The sequence below is a fragment of the Mycobacterium sp. shizuoka-1 genome, from assembly GCF_002723835.1.
Taxonomy (GTDB): domain Bacteria; phylum Actinomycetota; class Actinomycetes; order Mycobacteriales; family Mycobacteriaceae; genus Mycobacterium.
Genome location: NZ_BEWG01000061.1, coordinates 42,888 through 58,930 on the forward strand (window position 1 = coordinate 42,888; position 16,043 = coordinate 58,930).

13 protein-coding genes are annotated in these 16,043 nt (G+C 67.4%); 6 read left to right on the forward strand and 7 right to left on the reverse strand.

The genetic code is table 11. The features are described from left to right. Window positions 1-51 precede the first annotated feature (51 nt). Together MSZK_RS18060 and MSZK_RS18065 are read left to right on the forward strand one after the other, a co-directional pair. Entirely contained in the window at window positions 52-900 is an 849-nt protein-coding gene (locus MSZK_RS18060; protein ID WP_099250063.1) for an enoyl-CoA hydratase, read from the forward strand. Continuing rightward, window positions 897-1,868 (forward strand): NAD-dependent epimerase/dehydratase family protein, encoded by a 972-nt coding sequence (locus tag MSZK_RS18065; protein ID WP_099250064.1) that lies wholly within the window; start codon window positions 897-899, stop codon window positions 1,866-1,868. The genes MSZK_RS18060 and MSZK_RS18065 overlap by 4 nt, the downstream gene beginning before the upstream one ends. Before the next feature lie 14 nt (window positions 1,869-1,882). Here MSZK_RS18065 and MSZK_RS18070 read toward each other — a convergent pair whose 3' ends face one another. The 3 genes from MSZK_RS18070 to MSZK_RS18080 are packed head-to-tail and all read right to left on the reverse strand — an operon-like array spanning window position 1,883 to window position 5,448. Next, window positions 1,883-3,343, reverse strand: a complete 1,461-nt coding sequence (locus tag MSZK_RS18070; RefSeq protein ID WP_099250065.1) for an FAD-dependent oxidoreductase — start codon at window positions 3,341-3,343, stop codon at window positions 1,883-1,885. A 1-nt stretch (window position 3,344) separates the two neighbouring features. Further along, window positions 3,345-4,253 carry a VOC family protein gene (locus MSZK_RS18075; protein ID WP_199203383.1) on the reverse strand — a complete coding sequence of 303 codons (909 nt, stop codon included), beginning with the start codon at window positions 4,251-4,253 and terminating at the stop codon, window positions 3,345-3,347. A gap of 13 nt (window positions 4,254-4,266) precedes the next feature. Beyond that, complete coding sequence (locus MSZK_RS18080; RefSeq protein WP_099250066.1) at window positions 4,267-5,448, reverse strand: acyl-CoA dehydrogenase family protein; 1,182 nt, start codon at window positions 5,446-5,448, stop codon at window positions 4,267-4,269. 118 nt (window positions 5,449-5,566) lie between these two features. Here MSZK_RS18080 and MSZK_RS18085 point away from each other — a divergent pair, with 118 nt between their 5' ends. Then, window positions 5,567-7,186 carry an NAD(P)/FAD-dependent oxidoreductase gene (locus MSZK_RS18085; RefSeq protein WP_233211375.1) on the forward strand — a complete coding sequence of 540 codons (1,620 nt, stop codon included), beginning with the start codon at window positions 5,567-5,569 and terminating at the stop codon, window positions 7,184-7,186. Here MSZK_RS18085 and MSZK_RS18090 read toward each other — a convergent pair. Further along, window positions 7,183-8,037, reverse strand: coding sequence for an alpha/beta fold hydrolase (locus MSZK_RS18090; protein ID WP_371411357.1), 855 nt, complete (start codon window positions 8,035-8,037; stop codon window positions 7,183-7,185). The two genes, MSZK_RS18085 and MSZK_RS18090, sit on opposite strands and share 4 nt — an antisense overlap. A 164-nt stretch (window positions 8,038-8,201) precedes the next feature. Between MSZK_RS18090 and MSZK_RS18095 the strand changes: the two genes are divergently transcribed. From MSZK_RS18095 to lhgO, 3 genes are read left to right on the forward strand one after another with little or no spacing between them, the layout of a single operon-like run. Further along, entirely contained in the window at window positions 8,202-10,382 is a 2,181-nt protein-coding gene (locus MSZK_RS18095; RefSeq protein ID WP_099250068.1) for an adenylate/guanylate cyclase domain-containing protein, read from the forward strand. Further along, window positions 10,379-11,800, forward strand: a complete 1,422-nt coding sequence (locus tag MSZK_RS18100; RefSeq protein ID WP_099250069.1) for a mechanosensitive ion channel family protein — start codon at window positions 10,379-10,381, stop codon at window positions 11,798-11,800. The genes MSZK_RS18095 and MSZK_RS18100 overlap by 4 nt, the downstream gene beginning before the upstream one ends. Next, a complete protein-coding gene (gene lhgO, locus MSZK_RS18105) occupies window positions 11,781-12,980 on the forward strand; it encodes an L-2-hydroxyglutarate oxidase (RefSeq protein WP_099250070.1) in 1,200 nt (399 codons plus the stop codon). Before MSZK_RS18100 ends, lhgO begins: the two co-directional genes overlap by 20 nt. Here lhgO and MSZK_RS18110 read toward each other — a convergent pair. Genes MSZK_RS18110 through MSZK_RS18120 form a run of 3 tightly spaced genes read right to left on the reverse strand, consistent with a single transcriptional unit; the run spans window position 12,977 to window position 15,964 of the window. Continuing rightward, window positions 12,977-14,287, reverse strand: a complete 1,311-nt coding sequence (locus tag MSZK_RS18110; protein WP_099250071.1) for a DUF1214 domain-containing protein — start codon at window positions 14,285-14,287, stop codon at window positions 12,977-12,979. The genes lhgO and MSZK_RS18110 overlap by 4 nt on opposite strands. Further along, entirely contained in the window at window positions 14,277-15,440 is a 1,164-nt protein-coding gene (locus MSZK_RS18115; protein WP_099250072.1) for a sulfotransferase, read from the reverse strand. The genes MSZK_RS18110 and MSZK_RS18115 overlap by 11 nt, the downstream gene beginning before the upstream one ends. Before the next feature lie 56 nt (window positions 15,441-15,496). Beyond that, on the reverse strand, window positions 15,497-15,964 hold the full coding sequence (locus MSZK_RS18120; RefSeq protein WP_233211376.1) for a MarR family winged helix-turn-helix transcriptional regulator: 468 nt from the start codon (window positions 15,962-15,964) through the stop codon (window positions 15,497-15,499). Between the last annotated feature and the right edge of the window lie 79 nt (window positions 15,965-16,043).

Sequence of the window (16,043 nt, forward strand, 5' to 3'; positions counted from 1 at the left end):
GATTGTGGCGCACAGTGGTCTGCACACACGGATCGGGGTGGAGGACTCGAGATGACGGCACTCAATGATGTGGTGACCTACGAAGTCGTTGGCTCGACTGCGCTGGTCACGATGAACCGACCGCGATATCGCAACGCCCAGAATTCGGTCATGACGTATGCCCTGGACGCGGCCTTCCAGCGTGCGGTCGATGACGACGACGTGCGGGTCATCGTGCTGGCCGGCAGCGGTGAGCATTTCAGCGCCGGTCACGACATCGGCACCCCTGACCGCGACCACCACGTCTCGTACGACAACAAGGCGGCGCTGTGGTGGGACCATGTCGACAAAGAGGGCGGCGACATGCGCTACGCCCGTGAGGTCGAGGTGTATCTGGGGATGTGCCGACGCTGGCGGGAGATCCCCAAGCCCACCATCGCGATGGTGCAGGGAGCATGCATCGCCGGCGGTCTCATGTTGGCGTGGGTCTGCGACATGATCGTCGCGGCCGACGACGCCTTCTTCGCAGATCCCGTGGTGCGGATGGGGATTCCGGGGGTCGAGTACTTCGCCCACCCGTGGATCGTCGGCCCCCGATTCGCCAAAGAGATGCTGTTCACCGGGCAGAGATTCGGTGCTCAGCGCGCGTACGAAATCGGGATGGTCAACAGCGTGGTGCCGAGGACGGAGCTACGCGACGCGACACTGGAAATCGCCGAGCGTATCGCGGCGATGCCGAGATTCGGTCTCGCGCTGGCCAAGCGTGCGGTCAACCAGTGCGAAGACCAGATGGGATTGCGAAACGGCATGGACGCCGTGTTCGGGCTGCACCACTTCGCGCATGCACACAACGCGGAGGTCGGTCAGGATTCCCTCGGCGGTCTCGATGCCAAGGCCATGGCATCCGGTCCGGGCAAGTGAAGGTCGCAGTCACCGGGGGAACCGGTTATCTCGGTGCCCACGTGGTACGCGGTCTGCTCACCGCCGGGCACAGTGTTGCGCTGCTGGCCGAGCCGGGCTGGGAGAACCCGGTCCTGCTCGGCCGGCTGTCGGAGCTGGGCACGGTGACCGTCCATCGGGGCGACGTGCGCGAACCTGCCGACGTGGCCGCCTTCATGGCCGACTGCGAGGCTGTGGTGCACGCCGCTGGGGTGGTGGGGACCGACGATCGTCGGGAGAAGTTGATGTGGGAGATCAACGCCTACGCCACCGAGGCGATCATCCACCAGGCTGCTGAGCGCGGGCTCGATCCCATCGTGGTGGTGAGCAGCTACAGTGCGCTGTTCCCGCCGGCCGGCTCGGTGATCACACCGAACAGCCCGACAGCGAAAGGCAAGTCAGCGTACGCGCGGACGAAATCCTATGCCGATCGCGCGGCCCGGCGCATGCAGGACGCCGGCGCGCCCGTGGTGGTGACCTACCCGGCCAGCGTCGTCGGTAGCGCCTATGCCACCCCGCCCGGAGTCACTGAACAAGGCTGGGCGGCGATTGTCAAAGGTGGTGTGGCGCCTCGCGTTCGTCATGCGGGCATGATGATGATCGATGTGCGCGACGTGGCTGACGTTCACTGCGCGCTGATGCGGCCGGGTCAGGGGCCGAAACGTTATCTGTGCGGCGGGATGTTTCTCACCTTCGACGAGATGATCTCGGCGATCGAGGTGGGCTCCGGCCGAAAGATCACGCGGATCCCGATGAGTCCAGGGGTATTCCGCGCGCTGGGTCGTATCGCGGATGTCGCCGGTCGTCATTTGCCGGTCAGCTCTGGATTCAGTTACGAAGCGGCGCAGTTGATCACCGCGGCGATCCCGACCGATGACCGTCAGACGCTCTCGGAACTCGGCTTGCACTGGCGCCCGCCTCGCGAAGCGATCATCGAGACATTCCACTGACCTGCTGTCGAGTGTTATCCGCGCGCGGCCGACCGGCCGGCACGGCGGCCGTAGAAACTGCCGTCGCCCAACGAGATCCCGCTGGCGTAGCCCCACGCGGCGAGACCCGCGGTGCAGCGCCCGGCGGCGTACAGCCCGGGAATGGGCTCGCCGCTGACGTGCAGTACCTCGGCGTCAAGGCTGGTGCGCAGGCCGCCCAGCGGGAAGCCGCCGGTGGCGTGCCGCAGATCGATGGCGCCCACCGGGCTGCCGATCGGGCGCAGCCACCGAGCCTTCTTGTGTAGCACCGGATCCTCACCGCGTGCCGCGCCTTCGTTGTACCGGGCCACGGTGTCCTGCAGGCTCCCGGTGGGAAAGCCCATCTCGGCCTCCAGTTCGGCGACCGTCTCGCACACCCACTTCGGCTTGCGCAGAATCAGTTTGGGTGTCTGCGATGCCAGCGCCTGCTCCTGGCCCTCTTCGTCGATGATCAGGTAGGCGGTGTCGTCCTGGTGGTAGAGCGTGAGCTGACCGGCCCGGCCCGGGTAGGTGTCCTCGGCGACGTAGCGCTGCCCGCGCGCGTTGACCAGGATGCCACGCACCAGTTGCTGGGGATCGACGACGAACGCGACCTCGGTGGCATCGGTGTGGGCCAGGTCGGCCCCGAGCGCCTGTGCCATCCGAATGCCGTGCCCGTCATGCTGTTCCACCGCTGAGATCGGCCGACCGGCGATCCGCGGGGTGAACCGGGTCATCATCGAGTCGTTGTAGGCGAAGCTGCCGGTGCCCAGCACCACCCCGCGGCGGGCCCGGATCGCGATGTCGGTGCCGTATTGGCGGGCGGTGACACCGGCCACCCGGCCGTCGGACTCGATGACCAGCGACTGCACCCGAACGTCGTACAGTGCCTGGACCCCAAGGCCGATCGCGGTCTCCACGAGTGGCTTCATCAGCATGAAGCCGGCACTGGCCTGGCCCTGCTTCTTGTTCTGCATCTGCGGCACATGCCCGCGCGGCGCGGGTTCGGCGACGGTGTTGAACGGGTAGGCGTCCTCTCCGCCGCTGTACATCAGACCCTGGTCACCCAGCGGCTCCCAGCCCGGTTCGCCGAAGAACTCCGGTTTGAACGGCACCCCGCAGTCCACCAGCCAGTCGAAGTGGGCGACGCTGCCGGCACTGTAGTCGGCGATGCGCTCGGCGTCGGCGCCCGGGCCCATCGCGGCGTTGAGGAAAGCCGCCATGTTGTCGACAGAATCAGGGAAGCCGCAGGCCTTTTGGAGGCCGGTGCCGCCGCCCAGATAGATGAACCCGCCGGCCAATGCCGCGGCGCCGCCCCACGCGCCGGCCCGTTCCAGCACCAGCACATCGGCACCGGCCCCGGCGGCCTCGACCGCGGCGGCCGCACCGGCGACGCCGAAACCGGCGATCACCACGTCGGCCTCGTGGTCCCAACGGGTCACCGATGCGGCGGGGACCGGTCGGACGTCGCTGCTCATGTCAGGGCCGCATGGCTGCCGGCAGATCGCCGACCCACTTGTGGCCCCAATAGCTGTCGGCGGTGATCTCCTCGGCGGTGTAACGACTTTCGTCGATCCGCATCCCACCGGTGCCGAATTCGATGTCCCAGTCGCCGGGAGCGCGGACGTAGAACGAGACCATCTTGTCGTTGGTGTGCCTGCCCAGGGTGGAGGACAGCTGGAAGCCCTCGGCGGCGATACGGTCCAGTGCCTCACCGACGGTGTCGAGACTGTCGACCTCGACCATCATGTGGATCAATCCCGGATCACGCTGGTGGGTCGACGGTGCGATCGCCAGGCTGTGGTGCCGTTCGTTGATACCCAGGAAGCGGATCCGGATCGGGCCGAACTCCTTGGGCAGCGGCACGCGGAACGCGCCCCGGGAGACGAATCCCAGTACCCCGGTGTAGAAGTCGAACAACCCGGGCGCGTCGAGCGCCGGTAACACGACGTGGCCCAGCCCCTGGTCGCCGGTGACGAACCGGGCCCCGAACGGAGTCACCACCGGACTGTGGTCGAGCACCGCGCCGTGGAACACCTCCAGATGCGTACCTGCCGGATCGTCGAAGGCCACGACCTCTTCGACCCGCCGATCGTCGGCCTCGGACTGCGACAGCTGCTTGTACGCCACCCCGGCGCCGTCGAGGACGACCTTCAGCTGCTCCAGCGCGGCGTGGTCGCGGACCTCCCAGCCCACGGTGACGATGCGGTCACCGTCACCGGGCACCACGATGATCCGGGCGGCCCGTTCGTCCATCCGCAGATACAACGCGGTCGGGTCCGGGCCCTTGCCCTCGGCGAATCCCAGCACACCGAAGGCGAAGTGCCGCCAGCGATCGATGTCGGCGGTCGCGATGGTGACGTAGCCGAGGCTCTTCAACAGGCTCACCGGTGCGCTCCCGTCAGATCATTGCCCGCAGCGGGCCTTGCGGCTCCACGCCGAACGAGCTCAGCGCGGCGGCATGGTAGGTGGTGCCCGGCACGTGGATGGCGTGCGCCATCCCGGTGTGCGCGTCGCGCCAGTACCGCTGCAGCGGCTTGTCCATCCGCATCGCGTTGCCGCCGGAGCGGGCGAAGATCTCGTCCACCGCGCTGACCGCACGCCATACCGCGCGGACCTGGGTACGCCGTCCGGCCGCCCGGTCGGCGAAGGAGACCTCCTTGCCGGAGTCGACCATGTCGTAGATCCGGTCCACATTGGCCAGGATCTCCTGGCGGGCGGCGTTGATGTCGGCGGCCGCCTCGCCGATCGCGTACATCACGTACGGGTCGTCCTTGATCGCCGTGCCGGCCGCGCTGACCCGCTCGCGCTGGTAATCCAGGTGCGCGGCCAGGGCACCCTCACAGATGCCGATGGTCGCCGAGGAGATCCCCAGCGGGAACATCGTCGACCACGGCATCAGGTACAGGGTGTCGGTCATGCCGGCCTCGCGCTGGGCGGTGCCGTCCATCACCTTGAATGCGTCCATCACGCGGTAGTCCGGCACGAACGCGTCTTTGACGATGACGTCCTTGGAGCCGGTGCCGCGCAGGCCCACCACGTCCCAGGAATCCTCGACGATCGTGTAGTCCTTGCGCGGCAGGATCATGTGCAGCATCTGCGGCGGCATCTGCACCTTGCCGTCGGCGTCGCTCTTGATCGCGCCGAGGAAGATCCAGTCGCAGTGGTCGGTACCGGAGCTGAACTGCCAGCGCCCGTTGAAGATGTAGCCGCCGTCCACCGGCCGGGCGATGCCCTGGGGTGCATAGGGCGAGGCCACCCAGGTGTCGACGTCGTCCGCCCAGATCTCCTCGGCAACCCGGGGGTCGGCATAGGCGAGCTGGTAGGGGTGCACGCCGACCACGCCGTTGATCCAGCCGGCCGCCGGGTCGAGCGCCGCCAGCGCCATCACGGTCTCGGCGAACTCGCGCGGATGCACTTCCAGCCCGCCGAACTTCGCCGGCTGCAGCAACCGGATGTGGCCGGCGTCTTTCATCGCCTTGACCGTCTCGTCGGTGAGTTTGCCGATCTTCTCGGCCTGTACTGCCTGCTCACGCAGCTGGTCGGCGAGTTCTCTCGTCTTGTCGAGCACCGAAACGGTCATCGTGCGTCCTTGTCCGGGTCTGGGCTGTTGATGCCATCCTCACCCCGGGGGACCGTCGGCTGCGGGCAATGTCCCGATGAGCGGGGCAACTCGGTGGGCGCCGACTTACGCTGCAGGCGTGAGCACCGCAGACGATGCGCTCGACGTGGTGGTGGTCGGTGCCGGGTTCGCCGGGCTGTACGCGCTGCACCGATTTCGCGGGCAGGGCCTGTCGGTGCGGGTCTTCGAGGCGGCACCCGAGGTCGGCGGCACCTGGTATTTCAACCGCTACCCCGGAGCCCGGTGCGACGTGGAGAGCGTGGACTACAGCTACTCGTTCTCCGAGCACCTGCAACAGGAGTGGACGTGGACCGAGAAGTACGCCGCGCAACCGGAGATCCTCGCCTACCTGAACTGGGTCGCCGACACCCTTGACCTGCGCCGGGACATCACCTTCGGTGCCCGGGTGATGTCGGCCGTGCTCGACGAAACCGCCCTGCGCTGGTCGGTGACCACCGATTCCGGTGAGTGCGTCACCGCCCGGTTCGTGGTGATGGCAACCGGGGCGTTGTCGGCGGCGATCACCCCGCGCTTCGAGGGTCTGGAGCGGTTCGGCGGTGCGGTCTACCACACCGCGCACTGGCCGCACGACGGCGTGGACTTCACCACTGAGCGGGTGGCGGTGATCGGCACGGGTTCCTCAGGGATCCAGTCGATTCCGATCATCGCCGAGCAGGCCGAGCACCTCTACGTGTTCCAGCGCACCCCCAACTACAGCATCCCGGCGGGAAATGCGCCGCTGAGCGCTGAGCAGGTGGCCGAGGTGAAGGCCGGCTATCCCGAGCGGCGCCGCGCCTCGATGCGCAGCGGTGGTGGCTCGCCCTATGTCGGCTCGGCCAAGCGGACTTTCGAGGTGTCCCCGCAGGAGCGGCGCGCGGCCTATGAAAGGCGTTGGCAGCTCGGCGGTGTGTTGTACTCGAAGACTTTTCCCGATCAGCTGACCGACCAGGCCGCCAACGACGAGGCCCGCAGCTTCTGGGTCGAGAAAGTCCGCGCCGTGATCGATGACCCGAACGTCGCCGAGCTGCTGATCCCCGACGATCACCCGATCGGATCCAAACGGATCTGCACCGACTCCAACTACTTTCAGACGTTCAACCGGCCCAACGTCACGCTGATCAGTGTGCGCCGAACGCCGATCACGTCGATCGACGAGACCGGGATCAACACCACCGATGCCCATGTCGATCTCGACGCGATCGTGTTCGCCACCGGATTCGACGCGCTGACCGGAGCGCTGGGCAAGATCGACATCGTCGGTCGCGGGGGAGAGCGGCTTGCCGACGACTGGGCCGACGGGCCACGCAGCTATCTCGGGCTGGGCGACGACGGCTTCCCGAACCTGTTCGTGATCACCGGTCCCGGCGCGCCCGCGGTGCTGGCCAACATGGTGCTGCATGCCGAATCGCACGTGGACTGGATCGCCGATGCCATCTCCTACCTCGACTCCCACGGATACGCCGGTATCGAGGCCACCCCGGAGGCTGTCGAGCGTTGGCTGGCCGAACTCGACGAGCGCGCCGCGACGACGCTGTTCCCGCGGGCCGACTCCTGGTACATGGGCGCCAATGTGGCAGGCAAGCCACGGGTTTTCATGCTCTTCATCGGCGGCTTCGGTGCCTACAACGACATCTGCGCCGACGTCGCCGCGTCCGGGTATCGCGGCTTCGAGCTGCTCACGACGCCCACACCGGGCTAGTCGCGCTGCAGGAAGCCCAGCACCGTGGTCTCGAAGGCCTGCTTGGCCTCGATCATCACCCAGTGCCCGCAGTTGGGGAACACGTGCAGCTCGGCGTTTTCGATGGTGCGCATCGGGATCAGCGCCATGTCCAGCGGACTGACCCGGTCGTCGCGGCCCCACGTCAGCAGCGTGGGTGCCTTCACCTTGTGCATGGTGGCCCACGGCAGCGGGAAGTCGGCGTTGCGCATCATCTTGGTCATCGCCGCGAACGCGGCCTTGCCGTACATCCGCCGCGCGCTGGCCAGCGTTTCGGGGTCGGTGGCCAGCGCCCACCGCTCCTCGATGAGCTGTTCGGTCACCAGCGCGGGGTCGTAGACCATCGAGTTGAGCCAGTCGACGAGCCGCTGGCGGGTGGGGTCTTCGGTGAACTCTTGCAGCAGGCGAATGCCCTCGCTGGGGCCCGAGCTGAAGATGTTGGTGCCGATGCCGCCGATGGTGACCAGCTTGCCGACCCGATCGCGGTGGTTGATCGCGAAGTTGATGCCGACCCCGCCGCCCATCGAGTTGCCGATCACGTCGACCCGGTCCAGTCCGAGGGCGTCGACGAACGCCGGCACCGCGGCTTGTGCGTCGAGCATCGGGTGGCCGCCGAAGTCGTCGCTCACCCCGAAGCCGGGAAACTCCAGCACCAGGCATCGGTAGTGCTCGGCGAAAAAGCCCAGGTTGCCGCGGAAGTTCCGCCAGCCGGTGACACCCGGACCGGAGCCGTGGAGCAGCAGCAGAACGGGCCCCTCACCGGCCTCGTGATAGCGCAGAACGCCCTTCTCGGTTGAGATCTCGCGCTTGGTGCCCTCGTAAGTCGTATCCACGGCTGCTATCCGAACATGTGCCGCCCGCGGTCTCAACCAGGGGTCCCGCCGACCGGGCGGAAACAGCTGCAGGTATCAACAGTCACACCGGCCTCATTTGCCCCATATTGCTGCTAGTCTGCACCGAGCCGGTTAGCTGCGGGGATGACCGCGAAAGGGTGCCGATGACTCACACGGCCGAGCAGGACGCGACGCCGCCGGAAAAGCCCAGCATGCTGAACCGGTTCCGGCGCGACCGGCTGCTCGCCCGGATCAGCATCCAGTCCAAACTCATCCTCATGCTGGTGCTGTGCACCATGCTGGCCGCCGCGGTGGTCGGCGCGATCGCCTTCGAGGTCGGCCGCACGTCGCTGCGCACCGCGGTGTTCACCCGCCTGATCGAGATCCGCGAGGCGCAGTCCCGCGCGCTCGAGGGTGAGTTCACGGACCTGAAGAACTCGCTGGTCATCTACAGCCGCGGTTCCAGCACCTCCGACGCGCTGGAGGCCTTCACCGCCGGCTTCGACCAGCTGGACAACGCGGCGGTCAGCCCGGCGCAATGGCAGGGAATCCTCGACTACTACAACACCTTCATCGAGCAGACCAGCAAGCAGAGTGGTACCCAGCTGGACGCGGCCGCGCTGTTGCCCACCACGCCCGCCCAGCGCTACCTACAGGCCAACTACACCGCGCGGCTGTCCACCCCCGACGCGGCCATCGCCATGGACAACGCCGGCGACGGCAGCCAGTGGTCCGCCGCCAACGGCCGCTATCAAGAGTTCTTCCGCCAGATCGTCACCCGGTTCGGATTTCAGGATGCCCTTCTGCTCGACGGCCGCGGCAACGTGGTCTACAGCGCCTACAAGGGCGTCGACCTCGGCACCAACATTGTCAACGGGCCCTACGCCGGATCCAAACTGCACGCCGCCTACCTGAAGGCGATGTCGGCCAACACCGTCGACTACGTCGGCCTCACGGATTTCGAGTTCTATCAGCCGGCCCAGATGCAGCCGACCGCGTGGATGGTCGCCCCGATCGCGCCCAACGGTCGCACCGAGGGGGTGCTGGCCCTGCAGTTCCCGATCTCGAAGATCAATCAGCTGATGACGTTCGACCGCAAGTGGTCCGACGCCGGACTCGGCCACACGGGGGAGACCTTCCTGGTCGGCCCCGACGGGTTGATGCGGTCGAACTCGCGGGTGTTCGTCGAGGACCCTCAGCGCTACAAGCGAGAAGTGACTGCGGCGGGCACCCCCGCCGAAGTCGCGGACAAGGCGATCCTGTTGGGCGGCACGACCCTGGTGCAGCCCGACGTCTCGGAAGCAACCTCCAACGCGCGGCGCGGCGAGACCGGGACCCTGGTGTCCGACGACTATCTGGGCAACCGGGCGCTGCAGTCGTATGCGCCGCTGCCCGACCACAATTCGGGACTGCAGTGGTCGATCGTCGCCAAGGTGGACGCGGCCGAGGCCTTCGCCAAGGAATCCTCCTTCACCCGCACGATGGTGCTCAGTACGGTGGGGATGATTTTCATCGTCTGCGTGCTGGCGGTCTATCTCGCCCAGGTCTTCGTGCGCCCGATCCGCAAGCTGGAGGCCGGTGCGCAGCGGATCGCCGCCGGCGACTACTCGGTCGCCGTCCCGGTGGAGACCCGCGACGAACTGGGTGATCTCACCCAGGCGTTCAACGACATGAGCCGCAGCCTGACGGTGAAGGACGACCTGCTCACCGAGCAGCGGCGGCAAAACGACGAACTGCTGCGCTCGTTGATGCCGGAGACGGTGATCGAACGTTTCCGGCAGGGCGAAGAGACAATTGCCACCGAACACCACAACGTCACGGTGATCTTCGCCGATCTCATCGGCCTCGACCGGCTGCAGTCCGAACTGAGCCCGGCCGACTACCTGGCTCTGGGCAACGAACTGATCCGCCAGATCGACGCCGCCGCAACCGACCTTGGTGTGGAGAGCGTTCACACCGTGCGCAACGGCTACCTGGCCAGTTGCGGACTCACCGTGCCGAGGCTGGACAATGTGAGCCGGACCGCGGAGTTCGCGCTCGAGTGCGAGCGGATCGTCGAGCGGTTCAACAGCGACGCCGGAATCGAGCTGAGCCTGCGCGCCGGCATCGACACCGGCGACGTGGGCAGTGGCCTGATGGGCAGTCCCTCGGTGGTCTACGACATGTGGGGCGACGCGGTGAACCTGGCCCATCAGGTCAAGAACGGCTCACCGCGGCCGGGAATCTACGTCACGGCACGGGTCTACGAGGCGTTGCGGGACACCATGACGTTCACCGAGGCGGGCACGGTCACCGTTGACGGTGTGGCCCAACCGATCTGGCAGGCCGCGGAGGACCGGTCATGACCGACGTCTTCACCTCGGCCTGGTTCTACTGGGCGGTCGGCATCGCCATCGGGCTGCCGTTGGGACTGGTCGTGCTCACCGAGTGGCAGCACGCGCTGCGCCGCAAGAACAGTTTCCTGGTCAAACCGGTGACCCTGCTGCGCAACTACCTGCTGCCGCTGGGAGCGTTGCTGCTGCTGATGATCGAAGCCAGTCGGGTGCCGGCCGACTCGACCTCGGTGCGGATGGTCGGCACCCTGGTGGCGTTCGTCGTCCTGGTGCTGCTGCTGTCCGGGATCAACGCCGCGCTGTTCCAAGGTGCCCCGGATGGCAGCTGGCGCAAGCGGATTCCGGGCATCTTCCTCGACGTCGTGCGCTTCCTGCTGATTGCCATCGGCCTGGCGATGATCTTCGCCTACATCTGGGGCGCCAACGTCAAGGGCCTGTTCACCGCACTGGGCATCACCTCGATCGTCGTCGGCCTGACCCTGCAGAACTCGGTGGGCCAGATCATCTCCGGACTGCTGATGCTCTTCGAGCAGCCGTTCAAGATCGGCGACTGGCTCGACACCCCGGCCGCCAAAGGGCGGGTGATCGAGGTCAACTGGCGCGCGGTGCATCTGGAGACCGGTACCGGGCTGCAGATCACCCCCAACTCGGTCCTGGCCGGCGCATCGTTCACCAACCTGAGCCGGCCGCCTGGCAAGCACACCATGACCGTGACGAGTGTGTTCTCGGTCGACGACGCCCCCGATGAGGTGTGCGCGATGTTGGTGCAAGCTGCCGCCGAACTGCCGCAGTGCCATCCCGACCGCAGCCCGTCGGCGGTCCCGTTGGGCGGCAAGGAGTATCAGACCAAGATCCCGTTGCGCTCACCGGCCGACGACACCAAGGCCAAGGCGACCTTCCTGCGCTGGATCTGGTATTCGGCGCGCCGCGAGAGCCTGCATCTCGACGAGGCCGACGACGACTTCTCCACCCCCGACCGGGTGGCCGCGGCGATCCGGTCCGTGGTGGCGCCGACACTGCGCCTGGACCGCGAGGAGCAACTGCGGCTGGTCGAACACGCCAAGATGGAGCGCTACGGCGACGGGGAACTCGTCCAGCGCTCCGGTGAGGTCCCCACCGGTATCAAGTTCATCGTCTCCGGCGAAGTCCAACTGACCGCGACCGCCGAGGACGGCAGCGAGGTCGTCGTCGGCAGCCATGAACGGGGCTCTTTCCTCGGCCAGAGCACGCTGACCCGTCAGCCGGTGATCGGCTGGTCCTACGCGGTCGGCGAGGTGACCATGGTGTTCCTCGGGCGCGATCAGGTCGAGGCGATCGTGCGGGACAACCCCTTGCTGCTCCAGGAATTCGGCCGGACCATCGAACAGCGGCGGGAACACATGATGCGCGCGGTCGCGACGAACGAGGGCGATGACGACTCCGGCACATGATCTCGTCGTGGTCGGGGCGGGCATCGTGGGCCTGGCGGTGGCCCGGGAGTGGATGTCGCGCCGCCCTGCCGACTCGGTGGCCGTGCTCGAGCGGGAGGCAGCGCCGGCCCGCCACCAGACCGGGCACAACTCCGGGGTGATCCACGGCGGCATCTACTACCAGCCGGGGTCTCTGAAGGCCAGGCTGTGCGTCGAGGGTGCTCGGCTGATGTACGAGTACTGCCAGCACCATCGCATCAGCCACGAACGGTGCGGCAAACTGATCGTCGCCGTGTCCGGCGACGAGTTGCCCCGGCTGGACGATCTGCAGGCGCGCGGAATCGCCAACGCCGTGCCCGGGCTGCGCCGGATCGGCGCCGGTGAGATCGCCGAGATCGAGCCCAATGCCGTTGGGCTCCAGGCGCTTCATGCGCCCAACACCGGCATCGTCGACTATTCGGCGGTGGCTCGGGCACTGGTCGACGAGTTGACGGCGGCCGGTGCCGTCGTCCGCTTCGGCACCGCGGTCGACGCCATCGACGGCGGCGAACGCCCAGTCGTGCACACCGGCGCGGGTCCGGTGCGTGGCCGCACCGTCATCTCCTGCGCCGGGCTGTGGGCGGACCGCCTGGCTCGCCGGGCCGGCGCCCCCCGCGATCCGCAGATCGTGCCGTTTCGCGGCGCCTACCTCGGACTCAAACCCACCGAGCGGACTCGGCTCAACGGGATGATCTACCCGGTGCCCAACCCCGAGCTGCCCTTCCTCGGCGTGCACATCACCAAACACATCACCGGCGACGTGACGCTGGGGCCGACGGCGATGATGGTGGCGGCCCGTGACGCGTACTCGTTGCGGCGGTTGAGCATTCGCGATTCCTGGGAGACGCTGACCTGGCCTGGCACCTGGCGGATGGCGCGCCGGTACTGGCGGGTGGGGCTCGACGAGATCCGGATGGCGGCCAGTCGGCGGGCGTTCGTCACCGCGGCGGCCCGCTACCTGCCGGGGTTGACGGTGGCCGACCTGGACGGCAGCTCGCACGCCGGGGTGCGGGCACAAGCGGTCGGCCGCGACGGTGCGCTGGTCGACGATTTCGTCATCTCCCGCGACGGCCACATCTCCCACGTCCGCAACGCACCGTCACCGGCGGCCACCTCGGCGTTCGCCCTGGCCCGCGAACTGGTCGACCGCGTGATGGGTTAGTACTGGCGATACCGCCGTTGCACATGGGCCTGGCGGACGGCGACGTGGGCGGCGCGCTCATCGGGTGAGACGTCGCGGGTGGTAGCGGGTAGGTATCCGCGGACATCGGCCAGGGGCACGGTGCTGACGGTGACCTCGGGCAGCCGGTCCGGGTCCGATGAGTACGTCCACCGGAGGCTGAGAAAGCCCTTGGCCAGGCCCGTGGTGTCCAGCCAGTTCGGCACGCCGGGATCGGTGCCGGCGACGACGTAGCGGACCACACCGTCGTCGTCGCGCTCGGCCTGAAACCCGTTGAGGCTGGTCTGATGATTGGCGTAGTCGAGCGACTCACCCCACAGGTTGCTCAGGTGGAACCCGCTGTAGGCCGGCTCGACCGGCACGGTGGCTTCGATCACCAGCGCCTCGTCGGGCGCCAGGTCGAACACCCCGCCGGAGTACACATTGGTGTTCTGGCCCCCGCCGGTGGCCAGATTGGCCCGCGCCGGCGCGTTCAACCCGTTACGCGGCATGAACGTCACCCCGTCGCCGTTGCGGTCGCCGTGGGCTTCCAGGATGACGTCGTAGAACTCGTTCCAGAAGGTCATCTGGCCTTCGACGATCTGACCGATCCGGCGCATTCGGTCGGCGGCGCCTGTCGGGTCGAGTGGGGCCGGGTGGTCCCCGTCCTGACCGATCCGGGTGATCTGCAGGTCCGGGCACGCCTCCTGCGCCCAGTCGTGGAACAGCACGCGCACGATCAGGTAGCGCGCTGTCCCGGTGCCGTTGTCGGTGACCAGGCGGCTGGGCAGGAAGTCGCCGGTGTACCCGGCGGGTCGGTCGGGGCCGACCACGATCTCGAACCGGCCGTCGGCGTCGACCCGCAACTCGTCGGTGTCCAGCGACCCGGTGATCATCCGGACGGCCGGGCTGAGTTCCATCAGGCTGCCCGAGTCCCCGGCATAGGCCGTGTGGGTCTCGAAGATCAGGTACTGCGGCGCCTTCGGCCGCATCGTGCCGCGGATCCGGTAGGTCAGATCGCCGTCGATCGCCGCCGACAGGTAGAGCGCATCGGCGTTGTCGATGGTGGCCTTGTCGGTGGGCTGGATCGCGCGCCGGAGGTACGGGAACGCCGGGTCTTCGTGGAAGGCCCGTTCGATCGCGGAGAACGTGAACCCGAGCAGATAGCGGTAGCCCTCGGCCAGACCGCGCGCGCTGGGCGGCGGCGCGTGCAGATGCTCGGAGTCGACGGCGTCGCGAGCCCGTCCCAGGGCGGCGATCAGGTCGTCCCAGGCCGCCCTCAGTTCGGCGGCGCCGTGGTCAGTTGACACGTGCGTGTTCTCCTTCTCGTCCGTCGTCGGACCAGCCGAACTGGTCGAACAGGTCGGCGAGCCCGACGTGGATCGCCTGCGGGTCCAGGCCGAACTCCGCCAGGCTGTAGCGGTGGGTTGTTTCATGGCCCTGGCCGCGCGACGCGTCGATCGCGGCGGCCACCTGCGCCGGCATCTGGAGGTCGAGTTCGTCGTACACGCGGGTCATCGTGGCGGCCGGCTCACCGACCAGCTGGCGGTAGTCCACGACACAGGAACGGATTTCGGGATGGCGCGCCAGCACCTCGAGCGGATGGCGGTAAGCGTCGAAGGACTGCTCGGCCAGGATGCGTAGCGAGTCGGCGATGAGGCGATCGTCGCGGCCCTGCAGAGCCCAGCTGGTCTGCAGCATCTTGAGCAGGCTGGGGATGGTTTCGTAGGGATTGCGCACCGGCACAATAAATTTCGCGTCGGGGAAGGTCTCGATCAGCGCCTCGACCCGGCCGCAGAAGGTCGGGTTCTTGCTCAGGTGGGTGCCGCCGCCGTTGAGGGCCAGTTGGCGGCGCACGCATTCCTTGTAGAACCTCATCAGCCGGGTACGTTTGGCCGCGCTCCACCGGTCGACGTGGTAGAAGTCCAGTTCGCCCAGATAGGGGAACAGCACGATCCAGAAGCCGGATCCCAGCGACCAGGTGAGCAGAAAGTCGTCTTCCTCGGCGGCGAAGAAGCCGGTGCGATGCATGTCGTTGGTGTCAGCCAGGGCGCGCTCTTCGACAGCTTCGATCTTGCGCCGCAGCCGCTTTGAAAAGAAGGTCTCATCGACGCGGAACAGCAGGCGCAGCAGCCGCTTCTCCAGCAGCGAGGGGAAGAACATCTCGTACATCAACACGACGCTGAACTGTTCGTCCTGGGCCATCAGTCGATGCAGGTAGGTCGTTCCGCTGCGGGCATGCCCCACCGAGAAGACCGGCTCGCGGACTTCGGTGCGCCGCAACGACGGAAACAGCAGGGGATCGAGGGCGAAGCAGACGGCGTGGACGGCGACCATGATCGGAACGCCGACGAGGAAGGCCGCCAGCAGCTTTCTGCGCCGGGCTCGGTCGGATTCGGCGCGCACCAACCGCAGCATCGTGACGTAGTTGCCGACGTCGAAATAGAACCGCGTGCCGACCATTGTCGAAGGCTAGAAGCGAAAGATTGACAAAGTCAAGGAATTCGGCGGGCGGCGCATCAGTCGTCGATCGGGGTCGCGACGGAATCGGCGACGAACCGGGTCAGGAAGTCGGCGTACTGGTCCAGTTCGGCCGTCGTCCACCCGGACAGCGCCCGGCGAAGGTGACCCCGGCGTACGTCCTGCAGTTTCCCGGCCACCCGCCGCCCGTTGGGGGTGACCGCCACCAGCGACACCCGCAGGTCGGCGGGGTCCGGCTTGCGGGTCACCAAGCCCGCGTCGACCAAGGCGGTCACTTGGCGGGTCGCCATGCCCACGTCCATGTGCGCGCCGCGGGCCAACACGCCCATCGCCACCGGTCCGCCGTCGATCAGCACCCGCAACAGCGCATACGACGGCTGGGTCAGGCTCACGCCGGCCGCGGCCGCCTGGCGAGCGAACAGCGACCGGCTGGAGGTCAGGCGCACCACCTGGGCCAACGATCGACTGATCGAGTCGAGCGACTCGTCCTTGGCCGAAGATGTCACAGCAGGTCCGTTCCGTACGTGGTTCAGCTCTGTTGATACCAGCCCGCGGGCCGCGCGGTGCCATCGATGTCGTTGAATG